Here is a 26,753-nt window from a genome sequence, read left to right on the forward strand (position 1 = left end):
CGTGGGCCATCAGCCGCTTCGGGCCATGTCCGGACTCATGCGTCGCGAGAAATCGCGTGCTATTCGATCATTTCGTCGGCACGGCCGAGCAGCTTCGGTGGCGGATTGAGGTGGGACGGGATTTTGGCCACTTTGGGAGACTGTTATTCAGGTAGTCCGGCCGCCCGCAGGGCCTGAACCCAGCTCGCGAAATGTTCCGGTCGACCAAATGTAGCCCAATCCTTTAGATTGGAGAGGCGCTGCTTTGGATGGAGCTGTAGTAGATGCTCGATTGCTTTCTTTGCTTGCTCCAGTCGTCCTGCCATCGCATAGCTTGCAGCCGAGACACGGATTGCCACCACAAAATCTGGCTCCTCTAGCAATCCTCTCTCGGCCCAGTTGCACGCTTCGTCGTAGCGACCTGCAAGGAAGTGAGAAAACGCAATCCCACATAGCCCTCTAGATGTGAGCGGATCGAGCGGGCTCAATCGCATCGCTTGTGCTAAGCGCTGGATTGCCTCGTCGGGCTCGCCGCGCCAAGCACTCACCCATCCGCCGTGATACCACGCCCAGGCTAAGCTCGGATTGAGTAGGGCAGCCCGGTCAATGCAGGCGGCAGCCTCTTCAAGATCACCTAAATGCGCAAGCGCAAACCCGCCAGTGCAAAGTGCAAATGCGTCATCCCTGCCCAATTTGATCGCCCGGCGCCCCAGGCGTTCCATTTCGACACGCTCTTGGATTTCGTTGGTCCTCCAACCGTTCGCCTTCCGCCAAGTGTAACACCGTGCTGCCATGCCAAAGGCCGAGGCAAAAGCCGGATCGAGCTCGATTGCCCGGTAGAACTGTCCCAGCGCGACGCTAACGGCCTCGCCTGTCCCCTGGTAAAAGCTCGCCATGCCGCGCAAATAGTGGTCGTAAGCGTTCAGGTTCTCAGTCGGCTTTCGCTGGGCGCGCTCGATCTCGGCCAGGACAACTTTCGGCGCAACCGCTCCCACGACGCTCGTGGTTATCTTGTCCTGAAGATCAAAAATGTCCTCCAATCCCCCCTCGAACCGATCCGCCCAAAGGTGTGCCCCGGTGGCGGCGTCGATCAGCTGCCCGGTGATGCGCAGCCGATTTGCCGCCTTGCGAACGCTCCCTTCCAGCATGTAGCGTACACCAAGCTCGCGCCCAACCTGCTTTACGTCGACGGCGCGCCCCTTGTAGGTGAAGGTCGAGTTGCGGGCGATGACGAACAGCGCCTTGAAATGGGACAGCGCTGTGATGATGTCATCGACCATTCCATCGGCAAAGTAATCCTGCTCCGGATCGCCGCTCATGTTGGTGAATGGCATGACAGCAATGGAGGGTTTGTCGGGTAGCGGTAGCAGGGATGCGGACGTCCGGCTTGCAGGAACTTCGACAAGACGTGCCCGATAGGCATGCACTGGACGAGCTATATTTTTTAGCTGCTGATTTCCCATGTCTTCGAAAGAAACGTCGAGCTTCCCTGAAACTTGCCGGTAAACGTCATCGGACACGCAAATGCCGCCGGGCTCCGCGATGCCTTCCAGCCTTGCTGCGATATTCACGCCGTCCCCTAAGATGTCGTCGCCATCGATCAACACGTCGCTCAAGTTGATGCCCATGCGGAACAACATGCGTCGCTCCTCCGGTACATCCCTATTGCGCTCTCTCATGAGTTTCTGGACTGCGACGGCGCAATCGACGGCGGCAACGATCGATGGGAACTCCAAGAGCACACCGTCCCCGGTCGTCTTGACGATTCTGCCGCTGAAGCTGGCCACGATCGGATCGACCGCTGCGCGATGCTCGTGCAGCGTCCTCGCTGTACCGGCTTCATCAAGACCCATAAGCCGGCTGTAGCCGGCGACGTCAGCCGCCAGGATGGCCGTGAGCCGTCGCTGAACGCGCTCCGAAGCCAAATTGCCACCTCTGGGTTGCCGAAGGGCACCATAGCTCCGTCCGCATTTGTTCGCCATGGCCGCTCGTCCCCTCGGTGGGGGTGCGGCATCTCGACGGCCGGAGGAAACTGCCTGCCCGAGCCTCTGTTCGTCGTGTCCGCTGCCGTTCGATGTCTGCTCTTCTCCCCGAAAGCGACCTACTTACTGCGCGGCAGCAAAATGACGCGAAGGGCCAATAACAGACCATCGGCCCCCACGATCACGCGGTACCTGCGGGCACCTCTCGCCGCCTTGTCGCTGTCGATGCGGAATACTCGCCCGAGGAGAGCAACCCCACGAGCTCGCCTGGAAGGGGCGGGATCGAACCCGACTTACGGCCGTCGGAAGTGCTGGTGTGATCTCGCCAGGGAGGCCGCTCGGGTAGATGTGCCGTTCTGGTCACAGTCTGCGCAGAAAACGGCGTGCGCGCCTGTTCGCCTTATTCGATGACTTTTTGTGCGGAACATTGGTCGCGCGCTCGACTTTCAACTACCGCCGAGCCCCGCAGTGTAGCCTGGAGCTGGACGCGGAATTGAAGGCGAAGAGGAGATCATCGTGACGAGGGTAGCAAAGCTTCTTGCAGTAACTGCAATACCGGCATTGTTGATTGCGACGTCCGGGCCGCTGCTCGCTGGTGGCGGTGGCGGTGGCGGTGGCGGCGGTGGTGGCGGCGGTGGTGGCGGTGGCGGTGGCGGCGGCGGTGGTGGCGGTGGTGGCGGCGGTGCCGGAGCGGGAGCAGGTGGCGGGGTAGGAGCTGGCGGTGTGGGTGGGGGACATGGCGGCGGCGTGGGACATGGTGGCGTTGGTGGTGTCGGCCACGGCAGTTCGGCATCGACCGCTGCCCCAGGGCACGCGATGCAATCACTGTCCTCGAGCACGCAGTCGCATGGTGCGCATCACGGCGCATCAAGCCTTAGCCTGGGACACGCGATACAAGCGGCATTTTCAGCGGTGTTTTCAGGCTCGCACTCGCATAGCGGGCATCACAGTTCATCAAACCATGCCGGGCATCCCGGCGCATCGGGGTTCAGCCCAGGGCATCAGATGCAAGCCGCATCCTCAAGCTCGTCCTCCGGGCATCCTGGCGCATCCGGCTTCAGCCCGGGGCATGAGATGCAGGCGGCGGCTCCGAATCCTTAAGCCGGCCACGACCAGCAGTTTGCATCGAGCTTCGCGCTCCGAGGCAGGACATCGCAGCCGTCCGACCAGTTGGTCTGAAGTAGTCAGATCGACACTCAACAATGTCGCTTGTGGGTCATTCTCGACCGATTCCGCCTATCATGACCGACATCCGATGTCCGCTTCGCCCCGCTTGCGACCGAACCGGCGTGGCACTGCAATATGTCGCGCTCGGCCAGAATCAGAAGTTGACCGAAGACAAAAAGCCGCCTTGTCAGCCGCCTTACTTCGCTGGGATCACCGATTGTAGGGTTACGTTGAGGCCCGGCCTCAACAGATAGTCTGGGTTCGGAAACTCCACAGCGATCTGGGTCGTCTGCGTTGCTACATCGAACTCGTAGCTCCCCGCGGCGAGACGTCCCCTGTGTGGATACTTGTCGCTGTTTGGCAGGACGATGCCGAACTCACGCCGCTCGGCAATCTGCTCAATGCTCGGGACCGTTTCGCCGCGCTGAAAATACATGGCGGCAGGCGCCTGGCCGACCACATGGATCGGATCCAATTGGACGATGGTGGCGAGACGACTCTGATCGCGCGCCTCCTTGGTGATGTACGCTCCTTCCTTGACCAAGGGACGACTGATGATACCAGAGATTGGCGCGTAAAGCTTCGTTTGCTGCAAGACCAGTTCGGCAAGCTGCAGGTTGGCGCGCGCTTGGTCGGCCTTGGCCGCGGCGAGATCCCGCTGTGCTTCCACTTCCAGCAATTGGATTTGGGAGTTAACGTTGCGGGTCCGGAGGGTCTGCGCGTTCTTCAGCTTCACCTCGACGAGGCGCAATTGCGCCTCCGCCTCTTTCAGGCTTGCCTGGGCCACGGCGACAGATAGTTCTTTGTCCTTTGACGCGAACTCGAACAGAAGATCGCCGTTCTTGACCAGTTGTCCGGCTGTGAAGTTGATCTTGAGCAGAAGTCCATCGATTCGGGGCGCCACTTCCGCTTCGCGCGCCGCAGCCACCGTTCCCTTGTACTCAAGGACGTCAGGCGCGGCCGGTTGCTGCGCGGCGGCCGCCTGGATCATCAGGCAAGCCACAGCGAATGTCGGGATGATCCGCAGACGGAGCGATCTCAGGCTGTCGATCTCAATTGCGCTCATTGCAGCCTCCTGTGAAGTTACTCGTATTTAGCGTACGCCGTGGGTCGTGGGCCCGGTGGCTCGCATCCGCTTGCGCCACAGTTGGTAGGGAACGACAGCAATCTCGCTCACGATGACGGCGAATAGAACGCCGATTGGGGCCAGCGGTTGATCCATGAGACCCGCGACGACGATCGCGACGCCGGGATGACGCGATACCGTCGCAAACGCGAGTACGGTGCGGTCGTCCTCGGCGGGCCCGCCGAGAAGATGACCGACGGCAAGTCCAATCAGCGTCATAAGGATGATTGCCGTCAATGTGCCTTCCCGGATGACCAGGCCCAGGCGCGACCAAACGACAGCCAAGAGGCCGACATTGCAGACAGCGAGCACGATCGAACTCACCGTCTGGATTACGGAGTTCCACCGCGCCGCCGCCGGCCACCACTGTGCGATTGCAAGTCCGATGCCGAGCGGCAGCAGTACGGAACTGATAACCACTTCTGCGACTGAGAGCGGATTGACATGCACGTCTCCGCCGAAGATCACTTGTATCAGCTCGACGGTGAGCGGCGTGAGGACCACCGACAGCACGATGCTCGCGAAAAAAAGCCCTCTCGCGTAGACAGCATTTCCGGGCGCCACAAGTGGCAGCATACCCTGCGAGAACAGAGACCCCACCGGCGCGACAGCAAGCGTAACGAGCGCGAGGGTAACCGCAGGATGCAGCGAGAACATTTTGCAGATCAGTACGGCGGTGACCGGCGCCAGCACGTTCATGGCGAGCAGGGACCGCGGGAGAAGTGAAGGTCTGTTGAAGAGATTTCGCAAATCCGCGGGCGCGACACGCATGCCCACTGCCAGCACAGCGAGAAAGATGCTGGCCGTTAATGCAAGCCCTATGAACGCCAAGACGCTCACCCGCTTCTCTCCTACACCACTGCGTTCTGCCGGGACGCCTCCCGAAACCACTGGGCGCTCAGCTTTGGGATCCGCGCCAACGTGTCGAAGTCGACGTAGATCAGCCCGAACCGCTTGCCGAAGCCGTCAATCCACTCGAAATTGTCCTGCGCGCTCCAAAGGAAGTACCCGTCCACCGGCACGCCTTCCGACGTCGCTCGCTGGAGCTGCCCGAGGCAGGCGCGCAGGAACATCACCCGGTCCGAGTCGTACACCCTGCCGTCCTTGGCGACGACGTCCGACGCCCCACAGCCGTTCTCAGTGATGAAGATGGACCGCGCGCCCCAGATCTTCTGCATGTGACGCGGCGCCCAGTACATGACCTCCGGGTCGAGGACGTGCCACGACGACTGCATCTTTGGATGGGAGGCGTTAAGCGGGATTTCCCGGTAGCCGGGCGGCTCGTCGGACGGCTCTACGTACCAACGGGGCTTGTAGACGTTGATGCCGACGAAATCGAGCGGCGAGGCGATCGTCTTCAGCTCCTCCTCAGTGAACTTGGGAGTCCCGCCGCCCGCCTCGGCCAGATACGCTTCGGTGTACCGCCCCTCGAGCATGACCGTCATGAAGCCGGCGTTGCGCTCGCGCGTGACCATCTCCGCCGCCTTGACGTACGCGGGCGCGTCGATGACCGGGACCGCGACGCTGATGTTTTCCGCGAAGCCGACCTTTGTGCCGGCCGGCGAGTGGGCCCGGATCGCCTGGACAGCGAGGCCGTGCCCGAGCACGGCGTGATGCCGGACCTGCTTCAATTCGGAATCGGAGATAGTGAGCCCAGGCGCACCGCCGAGGCGGACCTTCTTCCCGCCGCCAACGTCGACGTCGATTACCTGGTAGCCGGCCTCTACGAACGAGCGAAACTCGTTGATCGTGAAATAGTGCTTCACGCGGTCGCCTAGTTGCGCGGCCATGTAGCCAGCGTAGTCAGCGAATACTTTCGCCGTCTGTTTGGATCGCCAGCCGCCGTACTTGTCTTGCAGCGTCTGCGGCAGGTCCCAGTGGTAGAGCGTGGCGAACGGCTCGATTCCCGCGCCGAGCAGCTCGTCGACGAGGCGGATGTAGAAGTCGAGCCCCTTCTGGTTGGGCTGGCCGGTGCCTTCAGGGAAGATCCGCGGCCAGGCGATCGAGAACCGGTACGCCTTGGCGCCGATCGACTTCATCAGCGCTACGTCTTCCTTGTACCGGTGGTAGTGATCGTTCGCGACGTCGCCGTTGTCGTCGTTCTTGATGTTGCCGGGCCCGTGCGCGAACGTGTCCCAGATCGACATGCCCTTGCCGTCCTTGTTCCATGCTCCCTCGATCTGGTACGACGACGTGCCCACGCCCCAGTAGAACCCCTCAGGGAAGCGGCGGCCGACGGAAGCGGGCGACTTGGCTGCCATGGCGTTCATTGACAGACCCTCCATTTTTCCAAGCTATCCCGAGGTGATCAAACGGTTCTCTTACGAGTCCACCATCGTGACAGAGCGAGCGCTCCTCGCCTTCGTGACCCGCAGCTTTCCGATTCTGGTGAGCTTGGCACTGGACGGTAATGTCGTTCAAACTGCCCGCGCTCATCTCTACCGAACGGCTCGATGACGACGTCGCCTGAGAATCCAGTGGGGGCCAGCAGGCTCATCTCCTCGTGGACGGCGGTGCTGCTCGCTCCTCGCTCTTTCAATATCCGGCACCGGCCAGCTTCGGCCGAAATATGCGTGCGTAGGCGCGTAGAGGCGAAAGTGCGGGACCAACATGTCCGACAGATAAATAGGGTGCCGCACAGCGGTTTTTGACCTAGATCAAGGGTAGTCCGCGTCAGGTCTCCATAAGTTCTTCACGGCTGTCGCGGTAACGCTGTGATATCATTCAGCGTTAAGGCGTGCTTTGGCTACGCTCCGCACTTGGCCTAATGAAATGTCGAAAATCCGAAGGGCCAGGCCTCCGTTGCACGAGCGGACAGTGAGGGCACGCCGGCCGTGTGGGCGATCAAGGGAGGAATGGGCAATGATTGCGCACTTCACCCGGCGCGAGGTCGCAAAGCTCGCCGGCTAAGCAGCGTTTGCGATGTCAGCGACGGCTTCCGCCGTCGTACAAACAACCGCGCCGAGGCCAGCCATGTCATCACCCGATGAGCGCGCGCGCGAAACGGAACAGAAGATGACCGATGACGAGCGGTTCTCACTCATCATCAGCCTCGTCGGAGCCGTTCCTTCCATTGGTGTCCCCCGGGACAGGCGCATTCCTGAAGCCGTCATGAACATGAGCGCAGGTTATACGCCCGGCGTACCGCGGCTGGGTATTCCGGCGTTGCAGTCGAGCGACGCGAGCATGGGCGTCACCAACCCTGGCTATCGGCCCGACGATAACGGCGCGACCGCTTTCCCGGCATCCATCGTAGTCGGCTCGAGCTTCAATCCGCAGCTCGCACGTGATGGCGGCGCCGCAATCGGCCGCGAGGCGCGGATGCGAGGCTTCAACATCATGCTCGCCGGCGGGATCAACCTCGCTCGCGATATCCGCAATGGCCGGAACTTCGAATATTACTCCGAGGATCCATGGGTGAGCGCAGTACTCGGCGCTGAAGCCGTGAACGGCATTCAGGGTGAGGGTGTCATCTCGACTCTCAAGCACTTCACGCTGAACTGCAACGAGACCAACCGCCACTGGCTCGATGCAGTTATCGATCCCGTCGCGCATCGCGAGTCCGATCTGCTCGCCTTCCAGATCGCGATCGAGCGCTCGCAGCCCGGCTCGATCATGAGCGGGTACAACAAGGTCAACGGCTTTTACCTCAGCGGAAACCACCACTTGCTGAATGAAGTGCTCAAAGGCGCCTGGGGCTACAGGGGCTACGTGATGTCGGATTGGGGCGCGGTGCCCGAATGGGATTACGCGCTCAACGGACTCGACCAGGAATCCGGGATCCAGATGGATGTCAAGCAGTGGGGCGCCGAGGCGTTCACCGACCGGCTGAGGAAAGCTTACGCCGAGGGGAAACTGCCGAAGGAGCGCCTCTCCGATATGGTGCGCCGCATCCTGCGCTCAGCCTATGCGGTGGGCATCGACAAGTGGGGCGCGACGCCCGCAGTCGACATGGTCAAGCACAACGAGATCGCGCTTGAAATCGCCCGGCAGGGCATCGTCTTGCTGAAGAACGACGGCGTGCTGCCGCTCGCCACGGACAGGCCGCTGAAGATCGGCGTTGTCGGCGGCTATGCGCAATTGGGCGTGCCAAGTGGCACTGGTTCAGGGGCTGTTCTTCCGGTAGGCGGCTTTGCAGCAACCGTGAACATCGGAGGCGCACACGGCGTGATGGGAAACATACGCAACCTGTTCCTCCTGCCATCGTCGCCGCTCGCCGAGCTAAAGAAGCTGTTGCCGCAGGCTCAGATCGAGTTCGACGGCGGCTACACGCCGGCAGAGTCGGCCTTGCTGGCGGGGCGATCCGACGTGGTCATCGCGTTCGGGATTCGGGTTGAGGGCGAAGCGTTCGACCTGCCCGACCTTTCCTTGCCGTGGGGCCAGGACGCGATGATCGATGCGGTCGCGACCGCCAACCCCAACACCATAGTTGTGCTGGAAACCGGCAACCCGGTGTCCATGCCGTGGCGCGACAAGGTCAAGGCTATCATTCAGGCCTGGTATCCCGGGCAGGCGGGCGGGCAGGCCATTGCCGAGGTGTTGATCGGCAAGGTCAACCCGTCGGGAAGGCTGCCGATCACCTTCCCGGCGAGCCTTGCCCAAACGCCGCGGCCGGAGCTGTCCGGCATCGCGACTCCCTGGGGAACGCCAACGACGATCCGCTACGACGAGGGCGCGGAGGTTGGCTATCGCTGGTACGCGCAGAAAGGCGTCGCGCCGCTCTACGCTTTCGGCCACGGTCTGAGCTATACGACGTTCTCCTATGGCGATTTGAATGTGAGTGGCGGCGAAACCGTCACTGCCATGTTGACGGTGACCAATACGGGTCAACATGAAGGCGCCGATGTGCCGCAGGTCTATCTGACCGAAGCTGCGGGCTACAAAGGCATGCGGCTCCTCGGGTTCGACCGTGTCGTCCTTAAGCCAGGCGAATCGAAGCGCGTGACCGTCACCGCCGATCCGCGCCTCCTCGCCCGCTTCGATGACAGTGCCGGCCGCTGGCGCATCGCCGCGGGCAGCTATCGTATTGCAGTCGGCAAATCAGTCGAAGACCTACCGCTGAACGCCGACACCCAATTAGATACGCGGCTGTTTGGGTCGTGACGCGAAACGGCTGGCGTCTAACTGGGTGAAGCCCCTTGAGTCCGCTCCGGGTCATGAGCGTCGAACTCTGAAATAGATGTCGGCCTGTCGATTTCCGCTATGCCCCGTTAGCGACCAATGGTGCGTGGCGGTGCAATATGTAGCGAAGGGCCATGAACGGAAGCGGAGACCGTAGCCGCAGCCGGGGTTTACTTCTTGGAACCAACCGCCCGGTCGCCACCGCCCAGCGTCGTCTCGACAGCTTGCATTAGCGGCATGTCACGGTGTGACCTGCAATACTCCTCCACTTTATCTGCATTCCGTTCTAGTGCCCGAGTATCAACAACGGTGTTGTTACGCTTGCCGGAATAGAAACCATCCAACCAAGCGATAATGGTCCTAAAGTCGGTCACTTGGTCGAGAACGTATTGGTTGCAAGTGATCTTTGATACGTCGATGGTTACCTGCGCTACAGCGGCAGAGACAACGAGCAATCCAAACATTGACCCAAGCAGAAGGGACTTTAGCTTCAACATTGTCCTCTCCAAACAGATTAGATGCAGGTTGTTCGCGGGCAGAAATGAAGCTGACTGGGGCGTGTACTCATCTGTGGACGCCCCGCGAGATGCAAGCGATTTTTGAAGAAGATCGGCACGTAGTCGGATGCTGCCATCTGTCCGGCCTCTGATGGTACAGCGATGAAGCTGCGGGCCCGTATGGGAGTTCGCAGACCGGAACCAAATCATAAATGCGTGCTCTAGGCACGATGAGTACGCCTGGTTCTTCCGGCCTCGTCTCGCCGACTGTTGCGCCATACCCTCCTTCGACCGACTACATCTCCGACGACCTCAGGTCCGCCAGGATCACGCCTTGGCTGGGACCGGAGCCCTGTAATTCTCCTGCTTGACAAGTAGCGCCCAGACGATCCGCGCCATCTTGTTGGCGAGCGCGACCGTTACCAGCATGCGCGGTTTGCGAGCCAGCATCTGTTCGAGCCAAGAACCCCTCGGCGCACCGCGTTTGCTTGCTTGCTTTACGACGGCGCTACTGCCGATGATGAGCAGGCGTCTGAGCGTGCGTTCGCCCATTTTGGATGTTGCGCCGAGCTTCTGCTTGCCGCCTGTCGATCTTTGAAGAGGCGTGAGGCCCAGCCAGGCGGCAAAGTCGCGGCCCTTGGCAAAGGTCTCGGCTGGCGGTGCTAAGGCGGCGATCGCGGTGGCGGAGATTGGGCCGATACCGGGAACGGTCATCAGCCTGCGCGATACTTCATCCTCTCGTGCACGCCGTGCGATTTCTTTGTCGAGATCCGCGATCTTGCTACTGAGGCCGGTGAGTAGGTCTAACATCACTCGGAACATGGCGCGGGCCGCTCCGGGAAGCGAGTTGACCATCTCTTCTTCCTCGATCAGGTCGGCGAGCATCGCCACATGCGACGGCCCCTTGGGCGCGACCCAACCATATTCAGTGAGGTGTCCGCGAATCGCGTTGATCAGCTGGGTTCGCTGCCGACTAACAGATCACGGGTTCTAAACACCAGGCCGGCCGCCTGCTGCTCTTCGCTCTTAACGGCCACGAACCGCATGCTCGGCCGCTGGGCCGCTTCGCAGATCGCCTCGGCATCGATCGCGTCATTCTTTTGCCGCTTCACGAACGGCTTTACATAGGCGGGCGGGATCAGCCGAACTTCATGGCCAAGCTGGGCGAGCTGACGAGCCCAGTGATGTGCTCCACCACATGCCTCCAACGCTACCGTGCAACTCGGCTGGGTCGCGAAGAAATCCAGCAGCTTTCCTCGGCTGATCCGTTTGCTGAACATTGCTCGACCTCGCCCATCTGCTCCGTGCGCGTGAAAAACATGCTTGGCGATATCCAGACCGATTATGATAACCTCTGACACGGACGCCTCCCTTAAGTGGTGCTCAACACGTCCACTTTGGCACATCGATGCCGTCGGGCGGGGCGTCCACCCCATCATAAACCAACGCAGGCGGGTCAGCGACTGGCCGCTTCGAACCCCAACTACGCAAAATAGTCCCCGTCCCGTCGAGTTCGTTCCGGCTCGGCGGTTTTTAGCAAGAAAACTCCGAGAACGGGCTAGTTATTTCTTGTAACCCACATAGTAGACGCCAATTTGAGCGCCCGAGCTATCCGTCATCGGCTCGTAGCCCGTTACGTACGGTGTTCCCAGAATAGGCACTTCGCCATAATACGCTTTGCCTGCTTTGATCGACTCGAGCGCGTGTCCTGCCAGCACGGTGCCCACCGCTCGACCGCTGCCGTCGGGCTTCGGTACACTCGTGGAGACGCGGATGTATTCGTCTCCACTTTTCGCGAACAGAGTGGCCGTCATCCCTTTGCCGTCTTCCTTTCCAATTGCGTCAACAATATCGAAATTGTTATTGACCTTGGTCGTGCCGAAATACAGGGCAGGAGCTTCCTTGCCGCCGACCGCGTCTTTGCCCTCGAGCTTTGGCGCTCCCAGTTTCGCTGTCATGGACTTGAGGGTCTCCATGGATTTTGTGACCCTCGGGTCTGCCTGAGCGTGCCCGATGCTAGGAGCCATCACAGACGCTGCCATGAAGCCAGCGGCTAGAATGCCGGCGAAAAGAGTCTTCCGATTCATTGTGACCTCCTTGTGCAAAGCGATGGGACAGCGCCCATCGCTAACAGAAACTAAAAATCGTAATTTGAGATGTGTTTGCCTGCCGACGGCACGATGGCTGCCTGTGTCGCACCACCGGGAATTCGGCGTTTCCCGTCGGCAGCCGCAAACAAGATTATACCCGCTCGATGGTCACCAAAAAGAACTTTTGACGGCACACTCTGGTTGCGGACCGATGAGGACGCTAGGTTGCGCAGCAGCAATTCGTCGTGCCGAATGTCTGAAGAGGGTCGACATGCGAAAAACTCAACGCGAGCAAATGTCTTCCGGGTTACCCCTGAGAGCGGACACTGCGCGACGCAATCGGCATGTCGCAAAGGGGCCGACTGTGTTGCAAAACTCAAAAATACCGCCTCAACAAAATTCTCGCAAAAGTGAGTTCATCGCCAGTCTTGGTTAGAGGCACCTTCTAAAAACGAATAGGAGGACCGCTGAGCGAACCCGCCTAAGTTGACGTGGTCCCCCGAGTCCGGAAACTTAGCCGTTAGAAAGTTGGCTCTCTCCTAGCAGAAGAGTTTTGCAACACAATCGGCCAACAAGCGACATCGCGGCATAGGGCCCACCATCAAAGTTCCGACCAGGGTTGGACGTGTAAGCGAGGTAAATGCCGCCTGAAGATCGGGGCAGCGTCATTCATCGTGGCGGCTGTGATTGGATTAGTCGTTGCTTCTGCCATTTACGTGAGAAGTCGCGCGCCATAGCGCCGAAGTAGGCGCCCATTGCCGGGATGGATTTCGCTCTACTGGTCAGGCAGCAGCGCCCAACTGCACCTGAAATTCTTCGAAGGCTGAGATCGCGTCCGCCGCGTACATGAGCGACGGCCCGCCGCCCATATAGATGGTCATGCCGAGGGTTTCCTCCACCTCCTGACGGGTGGTGCCGAGCCTGACCAGCGCTTCCATGTGAAAGCCGATGCAGCCGTCGCAGCGCGTCGCAATCGCGATCGCAAGCGCGATCAGTTCTTTGGTCTTCTTGTCCAGGGCACCGTCGCGGCCAGCTGCCTGCGCGAGCGCCGAGAAGACCTTCATGGTATCGGGGATGTCCTGGCGCAGTTTTCGCAAATCGCCAGAAATGCGTTTGGTGATGTCGATGTAATTTTTCTCCATGAATGCACTCCTCACTTGCTTGATGGCGGCTGGAGCAATGGCTGCTCAAACAGCAGACGAAACCGCCAAGCCCAAAAAATAGGATTGAGCAGCGCAGCCGAAATTGAACGGCGAAGCCGTCGTCCGCTAGGGGGCAGTATCGCACATAGTGCATTTTGCCTGCTGCCAGGGAACCTCGAACCTCTGCGCGCGCGGCACAGCAAGGATATCAGCGGGAGGAAGCGCGCTCACTGCACAAGCCGAGCGCGCAGTCGTGTAAATTCGGCATCGCTGATCGACCCTGCCTGTTTCAGCCGACCGAGCTTTTCGATTTCATCTGCGACGCTGAACCCAACTGCGCTCCTGAGTTCGTCGCGTGCCTGCCGCACTTGTTGCACGTTACGCTCCGCCATGCCTCTTCCCTGAAAGATCAAGTACGCAAGCACGAAAATGTATGGAAATACGATCCATCCTATCACCCACATTGCCTTGACCCAGCCTGAGATGTCGTGGCGTCGGAATAGATCGGAAGCAACAGTAATAAGCAGCCAGAACCACACGATGAGGAAGAATATCGTGAGGGCGTCCAGCAGGAAATTTCGATAGGTGAAGCCCTCCTGAAAGAACAGCATTGCGATCCCCCTTTGCCTGCCATTGAGTGCAAGAGACCAGCCGACCGCTAATATTATTTAAGGCCGCTGCCCGCTTTTGATTTAGATCAACGCTGTCGGGATTGGGGCATTCTCGACTGAGCCAGCCGGTCCTGCCTGTTGTTTGATGTCCGCCTTTGCCTGAAAGCGACCTGATTTGTTACGCGCTCGCGAAGGAACGCGAAGGGCCAGAAGGCGACATGAGCCTTGCTCAGCGATCTTCAGTGGAGGGCCCACAGATATGCGAGAGTTGCAGCAAGGCCGAGCATGGTTCTGACGGCATGCAGCCGTCCCCACGACTCGAGCAGGGCGCGCGATGTTGGACCCGCGTCGGTCTCCGCGATAGCCTTCAGCCTGTGATTTGTCGGCATAATGCCGATAAGGGTATAGGGCCAGTTCGCGAATATGAGCACCGCGCCAACGATCTATCGCCAATCCCCGGTGATCCACGCCGCGAGCAAACCGAGTGCTGCTGAGATGGCGGCCAGGCTCGCTTGCATCGTGTAGCCGGCGTCGTAGCTGGGCTTCCATAGCTTGAGCAGATTCTTGTCGTCCAGCGCCAAGCGCGCTGGGTGCTCAGCGAAATTGACGTAGAAGGCCGCCCCCGCAAATGCGGCGGCAAGAATGAGTGCCAGCTGACCGGCAAGCATGGAACCACTCCTTCCAAGTGCGTGGATCCCGCCCGTTACATTATCTGAGCAACGACTAAATCCATCGCCGTACGCGCGCGGCATAATCCAGATAGGTCTCCCCGAATCGCGCTTGTAGATGCCTTTCCTCCCGCTCGATAGCGAGCTTTTGCACTGCGAATGCGGCGAGGATCGCTAGGAGCAAAAACCACACAATGCCCGAGACCAGTCCAATCCCCAGTACAAGCATCGTGCCGGCGAGGTAGAGCGGATTGCGCGTAAAGGAGAAGGGGCCATCCGTGACGAGGTGATCCGTACCGCGATCCGGCCTCACAGTCGTTCCCGCCCGGCGCATTGCGCGGATGGCTGAAATGTTCAGGGCGACGAATGCCGCTATCATCAGCCAGCCGAGCACAAAGAGGATACCTGACAGCGGCTGCCCGATCCATGGGAGTGGATAGAATACGTTCGACAAGACGCTGATGGCGATCGCCGCCAAAAAGATGATCGGCGGCCAAGGCAGACTGTTCGGCCGTGCCGTCACATCGTTCATTGCGTTCCTTCCTCAACCTGGCGCTGCCTGGTGGTGCAAAGGGCCGCCCTGATCCTGGCCAAATCGCTCACTATCGCAAGACGTCTAGTGCTTTGGCGCAATAACAAAGACGCTAGTAATCGGGTCCACCAGATCGATTTCGGCTGCCTTGGCCGCATCCACGTTTCGGCGTCGGCCGCGCGGCAGCTTCGGGTCATTCACGACCGATCCCGCGGATCATGCCCAGCATGCGACGTCCGCTTCCCTCCGGAAGCAACTGAATTGTCGCATCGACGCGAAATGCAGCGATGGGCCGCTTCCGGACTCATGCATCGCAGCAAATTGCGCCTCACTCGATCACCTCGTCGGCGCGAGCAAGAAGCGAGGGCGGGATGGTCAGGCCGAGTTCTTCAGCAGTCTTCAGGTTGATCACGAATTCAAACTTGGTCGGTTGCTCGACCGGCAGATCAGCTGGCTTGGTGCCCTTCAAGATCTTGTCTACATAGGCTGCCGCTCGCCGATAGATCTGCGCGTAGTTGGGCCCGTAAGCCATGAGGCCACCCACCGCGACATGGTCCCTCAGCCCGTACATCGAGGGCAGATGACGCTTGTTCGCAAGGTCTACGATCCGTGTTTGGTGAAATGCGAGCATCGGGTCCGGCAACACCAGCAGCGCGCCTGCGCCCCAGTCGCTCATCGCCGCGAAGGCGCCGTCGAATTCATCGAGACCTCGCACCCCGCGGGTTTGAAGCTCGACCGCCAATGCCCGCGCAGCGTCCTCCGCCGCTCGCAATATTTGTCCCTGGAAGACGACGTTGCTAGGGTTCCAGAGGACCGCGACACGAGACAGGTTGGGGATAGCCTCCTTCAGCAGCGCCAGCGATTTGCCGATGACCTCGGCGGTCATCGCGGCGGTACCCGTGATGTTGGCGCCAGGCCGGGCAAGGCTTGCGACGAGCCCGGACCCTACCGGATCGCCAACGCTGACTATGACAATAGGGATTGTGCTGGTCGCGTCCTTGGCGGCGATAGACGCTTGCGTCACCACCGAAACAATGACGTCAACCTTGAGTCGGACCAGCTCTGCCGCAAGCACGGCGAGACGGTCGAATTTCCCGTCCGCGAAGCGATAGACGATGGCGATGTTCTTTCCGTCGACATAGCCAAGCTCGCGCAGCCCTTCCTGAAATGCGTCGTGGCGGGCCAAGGGGCCAGGGGCGAAAGAGCCCGGCGACAGGTACCCGATCACGGGGAGCTTCCCCGCCTGCTGCGCGTGCGCCGCGAGCGGCCACGCCGCCGCGCCGCCCAGTGTGAATACGAATTCTCGCCGTCGGATGTGGATTGCCATGCGATCCCTCCCGGCGGAGGTCGTGTGCATGCCAAGCGGACGATACCACGCTTGAGCGACAGAGCGAACAATGCTTTTGCACTGCGAAACTCTTGAGCCGCCCATGTCTCAATTGGGTCTTGGCTGTGTGAAAAGGCCAAGACGCTTAAGCCCGATAGAACAAGTTATTCGTCCAAGACCGCTCTAGCGCTCAAGCTCGCAAGCGATTTCAACTTAGATGACGAACTGCAGAATGTAATTCTAGCCGTGTTTCGATCCTTCGCGTTTTTACACAGCCAGGGTCACGAGCGTCGTGTTCTGCAAAAGACGGCTGCATGCCAACTTCCGCTATGCCCCGTTAGCGACCTGCTTGGTGTCGCGATGCAATATGTCGCGACGGGCCAAAACCGGACCTCAGGTGAGGTGCGCTAATATTGGGATCTCTATCGACGCTCGCCCTACGCGAGTATACTTGGCGCGACGGGCAGATGGGCGACGTGGAGACCTCTGATGTCATCCCTCAAAGGCAAGACGCTGTTTATCTCGGGTGCGAGCCGCGGCATTGGGCTTGCGATCGCGCTGCGTGCGGCTCGCGACGGCGCCAATGTCGCGATCGCCGCGAAGACCGCGGAGCCGCATCCGAAGCTCAAGGGCACCATCTTTACGGCCGCCGACGAGGTGCGCGCGGCCGGCGGCAAGGCGCTGCCGGTCATCTGCGATATTCGCGACGAGGCCCAGGTGATCGCGACTGTTGACAAGACCGTCTCCGAATTCGGCGGCATCGATATCTGCGTCAACAACGCCAGCGCCATCAGCCTGACCGACTCCCAGGCAACCGACATGAAGCGGTTCGACCTGATGATGGGCATCAATACCCGCGGCACTTTCATGGTGTCGAAATACTGTATCCCGCACCTGAAGAAAGCGGTAAACCCGCACATCCTGATGTTGTCGCCGCCACTCGACATGAAGGCGAAATGGTTCGAGCGCTCGACCGCCTATACCATGGCGAAGTTCGGGATGAGCATGTGCGTGCTGGGGCTATCGGCCGAGCTGAAGAGCGCGGGCGTTGCAGTCAACGCGCTATGGCCGCGCACTGCGATCGCGACTACGGCGGTCGGCAATCTCCTTGGTGGTGACGCGATGATGCGCGCGAGCCGCACGCCCGAGATCATGGGCGATGCGGCTCATGTCATCCTCACGAAGCCGTCGCGCGAGTTCACCGGGCAGTTCTGGATCGATGACAAGCTGCTCTATGCCAGCGGAGTACGTGACTTCGAGCGCTATCGCGTCGATCCCTCTGTCCCGCTGGCGCTGGACTTCTTTGTGCCCGACGACGACGTGCCGCCCCCCGGGGTCACGGTCGTGCCCCTGCGCTAGCAGGCAGTGCGAGCGGCCATCGTGGTTCACGCATTTGGGGGCTAGGCGCCCGGAGCCTTGCGGGAATGCACTTTGGTGCGGCAACAATTGGCGCTCAGGGTCATTCTCGACCGAGTCAGCCGGTCTTGCCTGCCATTGGATGTCCGCTTCGACTTGAAAGCGACCAAGCTTGCGCGGCGGCGCAATATGTCGCGAAGGGCCAACTGCGGACTCATGCAGCGCAACGGGCGCAATCGTGGTTCGATCACCTTGGTGTAATCGCCAGTTGATGCGAGGGATCGAATACAAATCGCCCGCCCTTCAGGAAGCCGACTGCCAAGGTTCACCCCCCGGTTCTGATATCGCCTAATCCGCTTTCGACACTTCTGCGGCGGTTCGCTTGCGCTCGCCTCTCTCCACCGTGCCTGCCCGAATCTTGTCCCGACGTTTCCGCAACTTTCACCACCACCGCGTTTGACCGCAGCAGCTTGCAGTGCCTCGGGATCGGCACCTCATTGCCGAACCCGAAGGGCCCTCCTTCATCTCTCGTACAGTTGCGCATCGCCGGTATTCATGGCGATGCTCGTGAAACAGCCAACGCGGACCTTATTCGATCCTGGCTATTCAAAGCGCAATGCCGCAATCGGATCGAGCCGCGCAGCCTTCTGCGCCGGATAGAGTCCGAACGAAATGCCGACAAACCCTGCGAATGCACAAGCCAGCATGATGACCCACGGGCTGATGAGAACGGGCCAACCGGCATTCCATGCGATCGCGACGGCGGCGACGGCTCCCAGCATTGCTCCTGCGATCCCTCCGATCAATGAAAGTATCAAGGCTTCAATCAGGAACTGCCATCGGATATCACGGCGACTGGCGCCGACCGCCATGCGCAACCCGATTTCGCGGGTCCGTTCGGTCACCGAGACCAGCATGATGTTCATGATGCTGATGCCGCCGACGACCAGCGAAACCGCTGCCACTGCGATCAGCAGGATCCCGAGAGTCCGTATCGCAGCGCCACGTGCGGTCAGCAGGTCCGCTGGATTCTCGATCCTAAAATCGCTGGGAGCATCGCCGCGAATATGATGGCGCTGTCGGAGCAGGTCCTCGATGTTGCGTTCGATTTCGGGCCTGTCGCTCGCATCGGACATCTTGATCGAGATGAAATCCAGGGCTTCGCGGGTAGTGCCATGCACGGCACCGAGGACGCGGCTCTTTGCGGTCGAAAGAGGAATGAATACGACGTCGTCCTGACTGCGCCCGGCTGCGCCCAATCCTTTTTTGTCGAGAACGCCGATGACCGTGAAAGGCACGTTGCCAATTCGAAACACCTCTCCAACCCTCGCACGCCCATCAAATAGCTCATCGATGACCACCGACCCCACGATCGCGACTTTGGCGCCGGAGGTGGTCTCGTCGCCCGTAAATGATCGCCCCTCGGTCACTTGCCATTCGCGGGCGACCAGATAATCGGTATTAATTCCAGCCACCAGCGTCACCCAGTTCTTATTGAGGGCGACGAGCGGCATCGACCGCGACAGCAGGGGGGCGGCAACCTGCACGTCTACCAGTTCGCGGCGGATCGCCGCGGCGTCCTCTTCGGTGAGGGTAGGCTGTGTTCCAGACTCAAGCCTTGCTCCGCCAGCATTGTGCGCTCCGGGCAAGACCAGCAGGAGGTTGGCTCCCAAGGTGCGGATCTTTTCCGAGACCTCAGCTTGTGCACCCGCTCCCACCGACACCATGCAAACCACGGCCGCGACGCCAACGATGATTCCAAGTGCGGTCAAGGCGCTGCGCAGCTTGTTTGCGCGAAGCGCGCGTGCCGCAATGCGCAGATCTTCCACGGGGCTCATGAAGGAGGACCCACGCCGATGGCGCTTGATGGCGCGCGTTCGCACGCTGCTCCATCGTCGTCGATAATTCGTCCATCATGCATGGTGATCCGTCGCTGCGCACGACCGGCAACCTCAATGGCGTGCGTTACCACGATGAGGGTGCGACCGTCGCGATGCAGGTCGTCGAACAGAGACAGGATCTCCTCGCTCGTGGTGCTGTCCAGTGAACCCGTCGGCTCGTCAGCGAGGATAACGGCCGGATCGTTGACCATCGCGCGGGCGATCACAACCCGCTGCTGTTCTCCTCCTGAAAGTTGGCTCGGCCAACGATGGCTACGGTCGGCCAAACCCACACGCGCGAGTGCGTCCATCGCCGTACCGCGGCGTCTCAGGCGCGGCACGGAAGCGTAGACGAGAGGCAACTCGACATTTTCCAGCGCGGTCGCCCGCGGCAGAAGCGCCGGCAATTGGAACACGAAGCCGATGTCTCGGCTCCTGATGGTCGCCCGCGCCGCCTCGCTCAGTTGCGCGACGTCGCGTCCTTTCAAGGCGTACTCGCCCGAATCCGGCCGATCCAACAGACCGAGGAGGTTCATGAGGGTAGACTTCCCCGAACCCGAGCGGCCGCGGATCGCGACGAACTCGCCAACCGCAATCGAGAGCGATACGTTGGACACCGCAGCGATAACAACCTCTCCGGATAAGTATTGCTTCGAGAGACCAACGGTCCGGACCAGCGGCGGCATCCTAAAACTCCGATCTCAGAATCCGAGGCGAACCCCGAAGTAGCGCCTCGGGGTCTGCGTACTGGCAACCCCGATGATCAGCTGCCGGCCCTCGGCCAGCTGGCCTTCCAGGAGTTCGGCACCATTGTCGTCTGTCGCGCCCAGCTTGACAGCGATCGGACTGGGTTGCCCGTCGTCGCCAATCGCCCAGACCGTCGCGAGTGCCTTTGAGGAAGCCGCTTCGGTCTGACTCCGGCGAGCGGATCGAGAGCCGGCCTCCGCCGGCTGGAAACGCAGCGCCTGGCCGGGAATTTTGAGCACCTCTCCCGTATCACTCACCACGATCCGAAGTTGTGCGGTCATACCCGGCAACAGCAGGAGCTCCGGATTTGGTGCGGAAACAATGGTCGTATAGGTGACGACGTTTTGCACGACGTCGGGAGACTTGCGGATCTGCAGAACCCGGCCGCTGAAGGTTCGATCAGGGAAAGAGTCCACTGTGAACTTGGCCGTCTGGCCCACTTTCAATTGCCCGACATCGGCCTCGTCAATCTTGCCATGCACCTCCATCTCACGCAGATCGTTCGCGATCTTGAACAACGTCTTGGCTTCGAGGCTGACTGCAACAGTTTGTCCTGGATTGACATCCCGATTGATGATGATTCCGTCGATCGGCGCGCGAAGCACGGTACGATCAAGGTCGAGCTGTGCCTGATCGAGGGCCGCCTGCTTCTGCTCGACAACAGCCTGTGCATTCTCGAGATTGGCCTCGGCCATCAGCCGTTCTGCTTCCGCGATCGCAATGGCCTCGATCTTCATCTGGATCTGATCAAGGGAGGCGCGCAGGTCGGCGGCTCCCGCATCACGCAGGGCCCGCGCCTGGGTTAACTCGCGCTCGGTTCCGGCTCCGGTACGCGCCAATGCCACCTTTCGCAGGAACTCCCTCTCGACCTCGTCCTGCCGCGCCTTATTCGCGGTGGATTGCTCCTCTGCCAGTTTTTCAGCCGTCTGCGCATTCGCGACGGCGACCTTCGCTCGTTCAAGTGCCGCCTTTTGTACCTCGGCAGTCGCGTTCGCCACTTTAAGGGCCGCTTTCGCTTCATTGACGCGAGCGGCAAAGATTTCTGGATCGATTTGCGCAATCGGCTGCCCAGCCGTTACAGCATCGTTGAAACTAACGAACACTTGCGCGATTCGTCCCGACAGTTGCGAGCTGACATCGACGCTTACGACCGCCTCGATGGTGCCGCTCGCCTTGACCAAAGTAGCGATGCTGCCGCGTTCGACTGGGGCGGTGAGGAAGGTCGGGACCGAGGATTCGTGGCTATGGCTATAGGTGTAACCCAGCCCGACTATGAACCCGCAAAACAGAGCGGCAACGGCGAAACGCATGTGTGGCTATCATCCTGATCACTAACCGCTTGGAGTAATCCCAAGAAGCGGATTGGTTCATTCAAGCCGAACATGTCCGCTAGACAGAGAAAGCTGAATGCCTCCCAACGCCGGTCGATCCCGGGAAACAGTTCTCGAAGACCCCGGCGACCAATTGAGCCGACGGGGCCCCGCACTCAATGCCGAAACAGCCTCGCCCCCTATGCATTCTGCGGTGGGTCGTGACCTGCAAGTAAGCGACGTCCTACTCAGAGGCCGTTGGCACGGCACCGCGGCCCGCCGCCTCCCGTGTCGGGCGGTGCCGCGCTTACGGCATTTGCTGGAAGCAAGCGTTGTCGTACTGGGAGTTGGCTTTTGGATTGGCCCCTGAGTTTCCTGCGCCGGATCCAGCGTACACTTTGCTTGGCGTAGGGTTGCCTAGAGTAGGGAACGGGGAGTTGGTGTTGAGGCTGTCGACCTGACCCGGAGGACTAGCTTGCGCGCCACCGCACGATGCAACACCGGCACCACCTGTACCATTCTGGCCTTTGGTCCCTAATACCCTATGGGCGTCCGTGGCGAAGACCGCCCCAGCCGAGGAAACCAGCAGGCAGGCGCCGATAATAAGCGAAGTTGTCGGGTGTTTCATCTGGACACTCCCTTTCAAGGCTATGTTGCGCATTGGAAAAATCGCGCAGAGAGTTCCGACAGATAGTTCCAGCATATTTATTGATCGTCCGCTGGTGGGACGTAGTTGCCGATAGCAAACACCAGACGGGCGCATATCATCCGGAAACGATCCAAATTTTTTTGGATCACGTCTTCTCCGGCGTTTTAAAATGACAACGGTGACAGATTCTGACAGCGAAGTTAGCGTCACCATGTGGCACCTCACCAGAGCGCAGTGGCGATGCCAGGTCCTGCAAGCCAATGGTGAGAATAGCACATCGCGCTACGGCAGGCTGTGCTACGCTGCGGGTTTTCAAACCGCCCCGTGTCTGTTCAGGGTCAATCGCGTCGGTGTTCGTTAAGGCCGCACGGCCGTCAATGTCCGCTTCGCGCCGAAGCGACCAAAATACTGCGTCGCCGCGAAATGACGCGAAGGGGCCCAAGAGGAGACATTGGATCAAAGCGGACGCACTACTCGTCGGCGTGACTAGCCGACTTCATTTCGCGGCCCTGCTGCATGACCTGCTCTAGACTGTAGCTCGCCGAATTTTGCAGCGGCGGGAAATTGATGTAGGTCTCAATGACACCTTGAATGACATGATGCGGCGAGCGGCCCTCATGGGCCGCCCGCATTTCACTTCACGAGCATCCAGGCTACTGGCTGGGGTGCTGCGTTCCGTTCCTGATCTGCTCGGTGACCTGTTCCAGGTTCCAGCTCTCCGGGCTCTGAAGGGGGGGGAACTGCTTGTAGCTCTCGAGCTCCTTGAGCCACAGCTGCTGGCCGAGGGGCAGCATGTTCCAGTCGTAGATGTAAGCCGTGACCGGCCCGGCGATCGCACCGGCGAACGAGTTGGGCGCCGTCTTGTTCCACGTGCCCGAGGCCACGGCCTCCTCGAATGGATCGCGCTTGAGGTTCGTCGTGGTGGCCATGAACTGGGTCTGGACGCCGGGGAACGCGAAGCCCGTTGGAGTTTCGGGCGCGATCGCGAAATACATCTTCCAGTTCTTGTAGCGCACGGCGGACGGGCGCGGGCCCGAATAGTAGAAGAAGACGTCGCGCGCGGAGTTCGCCGACTTGCCGGTCAGATAGTCGAGCTGGTTGACGCCGTCCAGCTTCGTCTTGACGATGCCCGGGTAGCTGCCCTTCATGATCTGATCATTCAGCGCGTTGCCCTTCGGCCCGCCCCCGATTTCGACGAGCGTCGGCAGCCAGTCGAGCGACGCGAAGATGTCGTCGTAGACCGTACCCGGCTTGATTTGACCTGGCCAGCGGATGACCGCCGGCGCGCGCATGCCGCCCTCCCACGTGTTCATCTTCGAGCCCTTGAACGGCGTGGTACCGCCGTCGGGGTAAGTGAAGACTTCAGCGCCGTTGTCGGTAGTGAACACCACAACCGTGTTGTCGAGCTGGCCCATGTCCTCCAGCTTTTTCAGCACGTAGCCGATGTTGTCGTCCATTTGCTTCATGCCGGCTTCGTTGACACCCCAGTCCTTGCGGCCGCGCTCACCGACCATGGCCATGTACTTGTCCGACAGCACGGTCGTGATGTGCATGCGCGCCGGGTTGTACCAGACGAAGAACGGCGTGTTCGTCTTCCTAGGGTCGTTTCGGTCGAGGAAGTCGATCACCTTGGACGAGATTTCCTCGTCCACTGTCTTCGACCGCTCGAGCGTCAGCGGCCCCTGGTCCTGACAGGTCTGATTGTTCGACGTGCCATCCGAGGACTTGCACCAGAGCACGTTGCGCGGTGGGGTCAGGCAGGTCGTGGTCCTGGGATCGACAGCCCCTGGAACGTCGGGCAAGCCGGGGATCGGCGTATTCTTGCACGGCGGCGCAAGCGTCTGCTCCGTCGGGGTACTGTTGATGTCGGGGAAGCTCACCTGCTGCATCGCATCAAGGTGGTACAAGTAGCCCCAAAATTCCTGGAAGCCGTGCGCCGTGGGCAGCGCGTCGGTATGGTCACCGAGATGGTTCTTGCCGAACTCGCCGGTGTTATAGCCAAGATCCCGCAGGAACTTGGCGAGCGCCGGGGTTCCGGGCCGCAGGTAGGACGGGCTCCCCGGGAGCTGAGGCGGGATCATGCCCGTGCGCAGCGGATTCATGCCGGTGAAGAAGGCATTGCGCCCCGCCGTGCAGCTCTGCTCGGCGTAGTAGGTCATGAACATGCCGCCTTCGCGGCCGATGCGGTCGATGTTGGGCGTCTCACCGACCATCAAGCCGCGATGGTAGATGCGTGGTTGCATCCAGCCGATGTCGTCGCCCATGATGAAGAGGATGTTGGGTTTCGCTCCCGGCTGGGCTGAGGCCGGAACGCTTGCCATTGTCGTGGCGGTACACAGCACGACAAGAGCACCCCAGATTGTTCTGAACATGCTCATGATTACACTCCTACATCTCGGCTGCTGAGGCTTGGGCGTCCGAGCCTGGTCATGAGCCAGAGACAGAATGTCACGTCGTCATGTTGATCTAGATCAATCAGGGGCCGCTAGGTCGACCAGGCCGGGGAGAGCAGCTTTTGGGCGCGAAGCGGACATTCGATCGGGCCCACAAGTTTGAGAAGTGCCAATATCAGGATTTGTGAAATACCCCTCGTCTTCGTCTTGCGACGAACAAGGTCGCAAGTGGCGAGCGTGTCAACATCACTGCCTATTTCTACCATTTTTTCCTGCCGTGCTTTTTAGGGCACGGTCAAGCGTGCCCAGTTGTGGTCGAATGTCGCAGTAAAGGAGATGTGAGTTTTCGTTTCGAGGGGCCCAGTCATGAGGAACCTGTTTCTCCGAGGTGCCGCACTTATTGCACTCAGCGTAAACGTTGCAGCTAACGCAGCCGACATGGCTGTGAAGGCACCGCCCATCCCCGAACCGCCCTATAATTGGTCAGGAGGCTACGTCGGCGCTAATTTCGGTGGAGCATGGACCAACGGCAATCTGAATATTCCAAACAACAATTTTTACGGCGGTCTCACCGAGTTCATTGCTGGCGTTCAGGCGGGCTACAACGTTCAGGCCGGGCACTTTTTGTTCGGCGTCGAGGGTGATTTCGACGGCGCGACGTTCGGCCATCCAGCACTGCCGACCCCAACACTTGGCTCAGTTAGTCAGAATTGGATCGGGACAATCGCTGGCCGCGTAGGCCTCGTGGAGGATCGTTGGCTCGTCTATGGAAAGGCGGGCGGCGGCTGGGTAAACAGCAACGCAACATTGAGCTTTCCGGGCGTCAGTTGGACCGGATCAAACACAAGCTCGGGTTGGCTTGCAGGCGTGGGCGTGGAATACGGCTTCAAATCGCATTGGACGATCAAGGTCGAGTACGACTATCTTGCACTCTCAAACTGGACTTCGGCGACCTTCCCGCAAATCCAGTTGAACCGCGACCTTCAAATGGTCAAGTTCGGTGCGAACTACAAGTTCGAGAGCGGCCTTCCCGATGCGGTCGAGCAGACCAGAACCGGCTATTCTCGCGAACCCTCCGAAGACGAAGACCTGGCCAAAAAATCACAGAACCCAATCGCCGACATGGTCAGCGTTCCGTTCCAAAGCAACACGAATTTCAACGCCGGACCCTTCAACCGCACCCAAGAAGTGCTCAACATTCAGCCCGTCGTGCCGTTGCACATCAACGCAGACTGGAACCTGATCGCGCGCACCATCATGCCCGTTATCAGCCAACCCAGCCCAATATTTAACAGCAATACGAATGGAATTGGCGATATCACTCAGGAGTTCTTTTTTTCACCCACCCATCCGGGTCCACTGATTTGGGGCCTCGGTCCAGTCTTTACGATTCCATCCGCGACCGATCCTATCCTTGGACAGGGAAAAGTGCTGCTCGGTCCTACGGCCGTCGCGTTAGTAACGCCGGGACATTGGGTGATTGGCGTGTTGGTCAACAATCAGTGGTCAATCGGCGGGAATCCGCTGCGGCCGCCCGTGAATGAATTTCTCGCGCAGCCGTTTATCAACTACAACATGGCCCACGGCTGGTATCTCACGTCGTCGCCAGTCATCACAGCGAATTGGCTGGCGCCATCGGATCAGCGGTGGACCGTTCCAATCGGTGGCGGCTTTGGCCGCATATTCAAAATAGGCGACCAGCCGGTGAGCGCAAACATAGCCGGTTATTACAACGTCGTTCGTCCAACCGGCGCGCCAAACTGGCAATTGCGCGCTGAGCTCTCACTGCTATTTCCGGAGAGATAGCTAAGCGGACGACACGCAGGTTTCCTCCCGCCCCCTCCATCGCGGGATGACTGCTAATGGCATGGTCCGGCCGTGCTCCAGCCCCGCCAGTGATCGAAGCTGGTTCGGGGCACCGAAAAGGAGCATGCCATGTCTCAGAAATCTAGCAGCGCAATTGCCGTGGTTGGTATCGATATCGGCAAGAACTCGTTTCACGTCGTAGGGCACGATCGGCGTGGTGCGATCGTACTCCGGCAAAAATGGTCGCGTGGCCAGGTCGAGGCGCGACTTGCCAACCTGGCGCCGTGCCTGATCGGGATGGAGGCTTGCGTCGGCGCGCATCATCTCAGCCGCAAGCTACAGGGACTCGGCCACAATGCCCGGCTGATGC

At 60.1% G+C, this 26,753-nt stretch carries 22 protein-coding genes and 2 pseudogenes; 4 read left to right on the forward strand and 20 right to left on the reverse strand.

Annotated elements, in window-relative coordinates; translation table 11 throughout:
• Nucleotides 1-143: 143 nt before the first annotated feature.
• The 5 genes from YUU_RS0131025 to YUU_RS52300 form a co-directional block, all read right to left on the reverse strand.
• On the reverse strand, nt 144-1,904 hold the full coding sequence (locus YUU_RS0131025; RefSeq protein WP_027525863.1) for an adenylate/guanylate cyclase domain-containing protein: 1,761 nt from the start codon (nt 1,902-1,904) through the stop codon (nt 144-146).
• A gap of 507 nt (nt 1,905-2,411) precedes the next feature.
• Entirely contained in the window at nt 2,412-2,741 is a 330-nt protein-coding gene (locus YUU_RS59025) for a hypothetical protein (protein ID WP_198031858.1), read from the reverse strand.
• A 583-nt stretch (nt 2,742-3,324) separates the two neighbouring features.
• A complete protein-coding gene (locus YUU_RS55290) occupies nt 3,325-4,194 on the reverse strand; it encodes an efflux RND transporter periplasmic adaptor subunit (protein WP_051389968.1) in 870 nt (289 codons plus the stop codon).
• Between the two features lie 27 nt (nt 4,195-4,221).
• Entirely contained in the window at nt 4,222-5,094 is an 873-nt protein-coding gene (locus tag YUU_RS0131040; protein ID WP_156944594.1) for a bile acid:sodium symporter family protein, read from the reverse strand.
• Nucleotides 5,095-5,105: 11 nt separating this feature from the next.
• Nucleotides 5,106-6,515: a GH1 family beta-glucosidase gene (locus YUU_RS52300; protein ID WP_051389974.1), complete on the reverse strand. Its 1,410-nt coding sequence runs from the start codon at nt 6,513-6,515 to the stop codon at nt 5,106-5,108.
• 712 nt (nt 6,516-7,227) lie between these two features.
• On the opposite strand from YUU_RS52300, the gene YUU_RS0131050 reads away from it, so the two are divergent.
• Complete coding sequence (locus YUU_RS0131050; RefSeq protein WP_035663817.1) at nt 7,228-9,357, forward strand: beta-glucosidase; 2,130 nt, start codon at nt 7,228-7,230, stop codon at nt 9,355-9,357.
• A gap of 188 nt (nt 9,358-9,545) precedes the next feature.
• Here the strand turns inward: YUU_RS0131050 and YUU_RS60420 are convergent, their stop codons facing one another.
• The 9 genes and pseudogenes from YUU_RS60420 to YUU_RS0131090 all read right to left on the reverse strand — a co-directional run bounded on the left by YUU_RS60420 (nt 9,546) and on the right by YUU_RS0131090 (nt 16,242).
• Complete coding sequence (locus tag YUU_RS60420) at nt 9,546-9,872, reverse strand: HdeA/HdeB family chaperone (RefSeq protein ID WP_063621763.1); 327 nt, start codon at nt 9,870-9,872, stop codon at nt 9,546-9,548.
• 327 nt (nt 9,873-10,199) lie between these two features.
• Nucleotides 10,200-11,233, reverse strand: a pseudogene (locus YUU_RS52310) (IS110 family transposase).
• A 201-nt stretch (nt 11,234-11,434) separates the two neighbouring features.
• Nucleotides 11,435-11,959, reverse strand: coding sequence for a Cache 3/Cache 2 fusion domain-containing protein (locus tag YUU_RS0131065; protein WP_084801623.1), 525 nt, complete (start codon nt 11,957-11,959; stop codon nt 11,435-11,437).
• A 785-nt stretch (nt 11,960-12,744) separates the two neighbouring features.
• Nucleotides 12,745-13,104 carry a carboxymuconolactone decarboxylase family protein gene (locus tag YUU_RS0131070; RefSeq protein ID WP_027525867.1) on the reverse strand — a complete coding sequence of 120 codons (360 nt, stop codon included), beginning with the start codon at nt 13,102-13,104 and terminating at the stop codon, nt 12,745-12,747.
• A 227-nt stretch (nt 13,105-13,331) separates the two neighbouring features.
• A complete protein-coding gene (locus YUU_RS0131075; RefSeq protein WP_027525868.1) occupies nt 13,332-13,715 on the reverse strand; it encodes an SHOCT domain-containing protein in 384 nt (127 codons plus the stop codon).
• A 239-nt stretch (nt 13,716-13,954) separates the two neighbouring features.
• Entirely contained in the window at nt 13,955-14,146 is a 192-nt protein-coding gene (locus YUU_RS62795) for a DUF1772 domain-containing protein (RefSeq protein ID WP_371260519.1), read from the reverse strand.
• Between the two features lie 12 nt (nt 14,147-14,158).
• Nucleotides 14,159-14,383: a hypothetical protein gene (locus tag YUU_RS62800; protein WP_371260520.1), complete on the reverse strand. Its 225-nt coding sequence runs from the start codon at nt 14,381-14,383 to the stop codon at nt 14,159-14,161.
• Between the two features lie 55 nt (nt 14,384-14,438).
• Nucleotides 14,439-14,915 carry an isoprenylcysteine carboxylmethyltransferase family protein gene (locus YUU_RS0131085; protein WP_027525869.1) on the reverse strand — a complete coding sequence of 159 codons (477 nt, stop codon included), beginning with the start codon at nt 14,913-14,915 and terminating at the stop codon, nt 14,439-14,441.
• 328 nt (nt 14,916-15,243) lie between these two features.
• On the reverse strand, nt 15,244-16,242 hold the full coding sequence (locus YUU_RS0131090) for an ABC transporter substrate-binding protein (RefSeq protein ID WP_051389970.1): 999 nt from the start codon (nt 16,240-16,242) through the stop codon (nt 15,244-15,246).
• 489 nt (nt 16,243-16,731) lie between these two features.
• Between YUU_RS0131090 and YUU_RS0131095 the strand changes: the two genes are divergently transcribed.
• Nucleotides 16,732-17,601 (forward strand): NAD(P)-dependent oxidoreductase, encoded by an 870-nt coding sequence (locus YUU_RS0131095; protein ID WP_027525871.1) that lies wholly within the window; start codon nt 16,732-16,734, stop codon nt 17,599-17,601.
• Between the two features lie 599 nt (nt 17,602-18,200).
• On the opposite strand, the gene YUU_RS0131105 is transcribed toward YUU_RS0131095, so the two are convergent.
• The 6 genes from YUU_RS0131105 to YUU_RS52330 form a co-directional block, all read right to left on the reverse strand.
• Nucleotides 18,201-19,436: an ABC transporter permease gene (locus YUU_RS0131105; RefSeq protein ID WP_027525872.1), complete on the reverse strand. Its 1,236-nt coding sequence runs from the start codon at nt 19,434-19,436 to the stop codon at nt 18,201-18,203.
• Nucleotides 19,433-20,164, reverse strand: coding sequence for an ABC transporter ATP-binding protein (locus YUU_RS52320; RefSeq protein ID WP_051389971.1), 732 nt, complete (start codon nt 20,162-20,164; stop codon nt 19,433-19,435). Before YUU_RS52320 ends, YUU_RS0131105 begins: the two co-directional genes overlap by 4 nt.
• A gap of 15 nt (nt 20,165-20,179) precedes the next feature.
• On the reverse strand, nt 20,180-21,535 hold the full coding sequence (locus tag YUU_RS52325) for an efflux RND transporter periplasmic adaptor subunit (protein ID WP_084801620.1): 1,356 nt from the start codon (nt 21,533-21,535) through the stop codon (nt 20,180-20,182).
• A gap of 307 nt (nt 21,536-21,842) precedes the next feature.
• The gene (locus YUU_RS59030) at nt 21,843-22,397 is read right to left on the reverse strand and encodes a hypothetical protein (protein ID WP_156944595.1); all 555 of its coding nucleotides are present in this window, start codon (nt 22,395-22,397) and stop codon (nt 21,843-21,845) included.
• Between the two features lie 257 nt (nt 22,398-22,654).
• Nucleotides 22,655-22,816 (reverse strand): hypothetical protein, encoded by a 162-nt coding sequence (locus YUU_RS59035; RefSeq protein ID WP_156944596.1) that lies wholly within the window; start codon nt 22,814-22,816, stop codon nt 22,655-22,657.
• A 21-nt stretch (nt 22,817-22,837) separates the two neighbouring features.
• A complete protein-coding gene (locus tag YUU_RS52330; protein ID WP_035663820.1) occupies nt 22,838-24,505 on the reverse strand; it encodes an arylsulfatase in 1,668 nt (555 codons plus the stop codon).
• A gap of 438 nt (nt 24,506-24,943) precedes the next feature.
• On the opposite strand from YUU_RS52330, the gene YUU_RS0131130 reads away from it, so the two are divergent.
• Together YUU_RS0131130 and YUU_RS56835 are read left to right on the forward strand one after the other, a co-directional pair.
• Nucleotides 24,944-26,383 (forward strand): outer membrane protein, encoded by a 1,440-nt coding sequence (locus YUU_RS0131130; RefSeq protein ID WP_084801622.1) that lies wholly within the window; start codon nt 24,944-24,946, stop codon nt 26,381-26,383.
• Between the two features lie 129 nt (nt 26,384-26,512).
• Nucleotides 26,513-26,753, forward strand: a pseudogene (locus YUU_RS56835) (IS110 family transposase); the annotation flags it as partial.

This window comes from Bradyrhizobium sp. Ec3.3 (assembly GCF_000472925.1).
Taxonomy (GTDB): Bacteria; Pseudomonadota; Alphaproteobacteria; order Rhizobiales; family Xanthobacteraceae; genus Bradyrhizobium.

What these genes read in the sequence shown, in the direction of transcription:
- YUU_RS52325 (WP_084801620.1), bottom strand. Translation starts at nt 21,535, where the DNA reads ATGCGTTTCGCCGTTGCCGCTCTGTTTTGCGGGTTCATAGTCGGGCTG.
- YUU_RS0131130 (WP_084801622.1), top strand. Translation starts at nt 24,944, where the DNA reads ATGAGGAACCTGTTTCTCCGAGGTGCCGCACTTATTGCACTCAGCGTA.
- YUU_RS0131095 (WP_027525871.1), top strand. Translation starts at nt 16,732, where the DNA reads ATGTCATCCCTCAAAGGCAAGACGCTGTTTATCTCGGGTGCGAGCCGC.
- YUU_RS0131085 (WP_027525869.1), bottom strand. Translation starts at nt 14,915, where the DNA reads ATGAACGATGTGACGGCACGGCCGAACAGTCTGCCTTGGCCGCCGATC.
- YUU_RS59030 (WP_156944595.1), bottom strand. Translation starts at nt 22,397, where the DNA reads ATGGTGACGCTAACTTCGCTGTCAGAATCTGTCACCGTTGTCATTTTA.
- YUU_RS55290 (WP_051389968.1), bottom strand. Translation starts at nt 4,194, where the DNA reads ATGAGCGCAATTGAGATCGACAGCCTGAGATCGCTCCGTCTGCGGATC.
- YUU_RS0131065 (WP_084801623.1), bottom strand. Translation starts at nt 11,959, where the DNA reads ATGAATCGGAAGACTCTTTTCGCCGGCATTCTAGCCGCTGGCTTCATG.
- YUU_RS62800 (WP_371260520.1), bottom strand. Translation starts at nt 14,383, where the DNA reads ATGCTTGCCGGTCAGCTGGCACTCATTCTTGCCGCCGCATTTGCGGGG.
- YUU_RS60420 (WP_063621763.1), bottom strand. Translation starts at nt 9,872, where the DNA reads ATGTTGAAGCTAAAGTCCCTTCTGCTTGGGTCAATGTTTGGATTGCTC.
- YUU_RS0131075 (WP_027525868.1), bottom strand. Translation starts at nt 13,715, where the DNA reads ATGCTGTTCTTTCAGGAGGGCTTCACCTATCGAAATTTCCTGCTGGAC.
- YUU_RS52320 (WP_051389971.1), bottom strand. Translation starts at nt 20,164, where the DNA reads ATGCCGCCGCTGGTCCGGACCGTTGGTCTCTCGAAGCAATACTTATCC.
- YUU_RS52330 (WP_035663820.1), bottom strand. Translation starts at nt 24,505, where the DNA reads ATGGCAAGCGTTCCGGCCTCAGCCCAGCCGGGAGCGAAACCCAACATC.
- YUU_RS0131090 (WP_051389970.1), bottom strand. Translation starts at nt 16,242, where the DNA reads ATGGCAATCCACATCCGACGGCGAGAATTCGTATTCACACTGGGCGGC.
- YUU_RS52300 (WP_051389974.1), bottom strand. Translation starts at nt 6,515, where the DNA reads ATGGCAGCCAAGTCGCCCGCTTCCGTCGGCCGCCGCTTCCCTGAGGGG.
- YUU_RS0131070 (WP_027525867.1), bottom strand. Translation starts at nt 13,104, where the DNA reads ATGGAGAAAAATTACATCGACATCACCAAACGCATTTCTGGCGATTTG.
- YUU_RS0131105 (WP_027525872.1), bottom strand. Translation starts at nt 19,436, where the DNA reads ATGAGCCCCGTGGAAGATCTGCGCATTGCGGCACGCGCGCTTCGCGCA.
- YUU_RS0131050 (WP_035663817.1), top strand. Translation starts at nt 7,228, where the DNA reads ATGTCATCACCCGATGAGCGCGCGCGCGAAACGGAACAGAAGATGACC.
- YUU_RS59035 (WP_156944596.1), bottom strand. Translation starts at nt 22,816, where the DNA reads ATGCGGGCGGCCCATGAGGGCCGCTCGCCGCATCATGTCATTCAAGGT.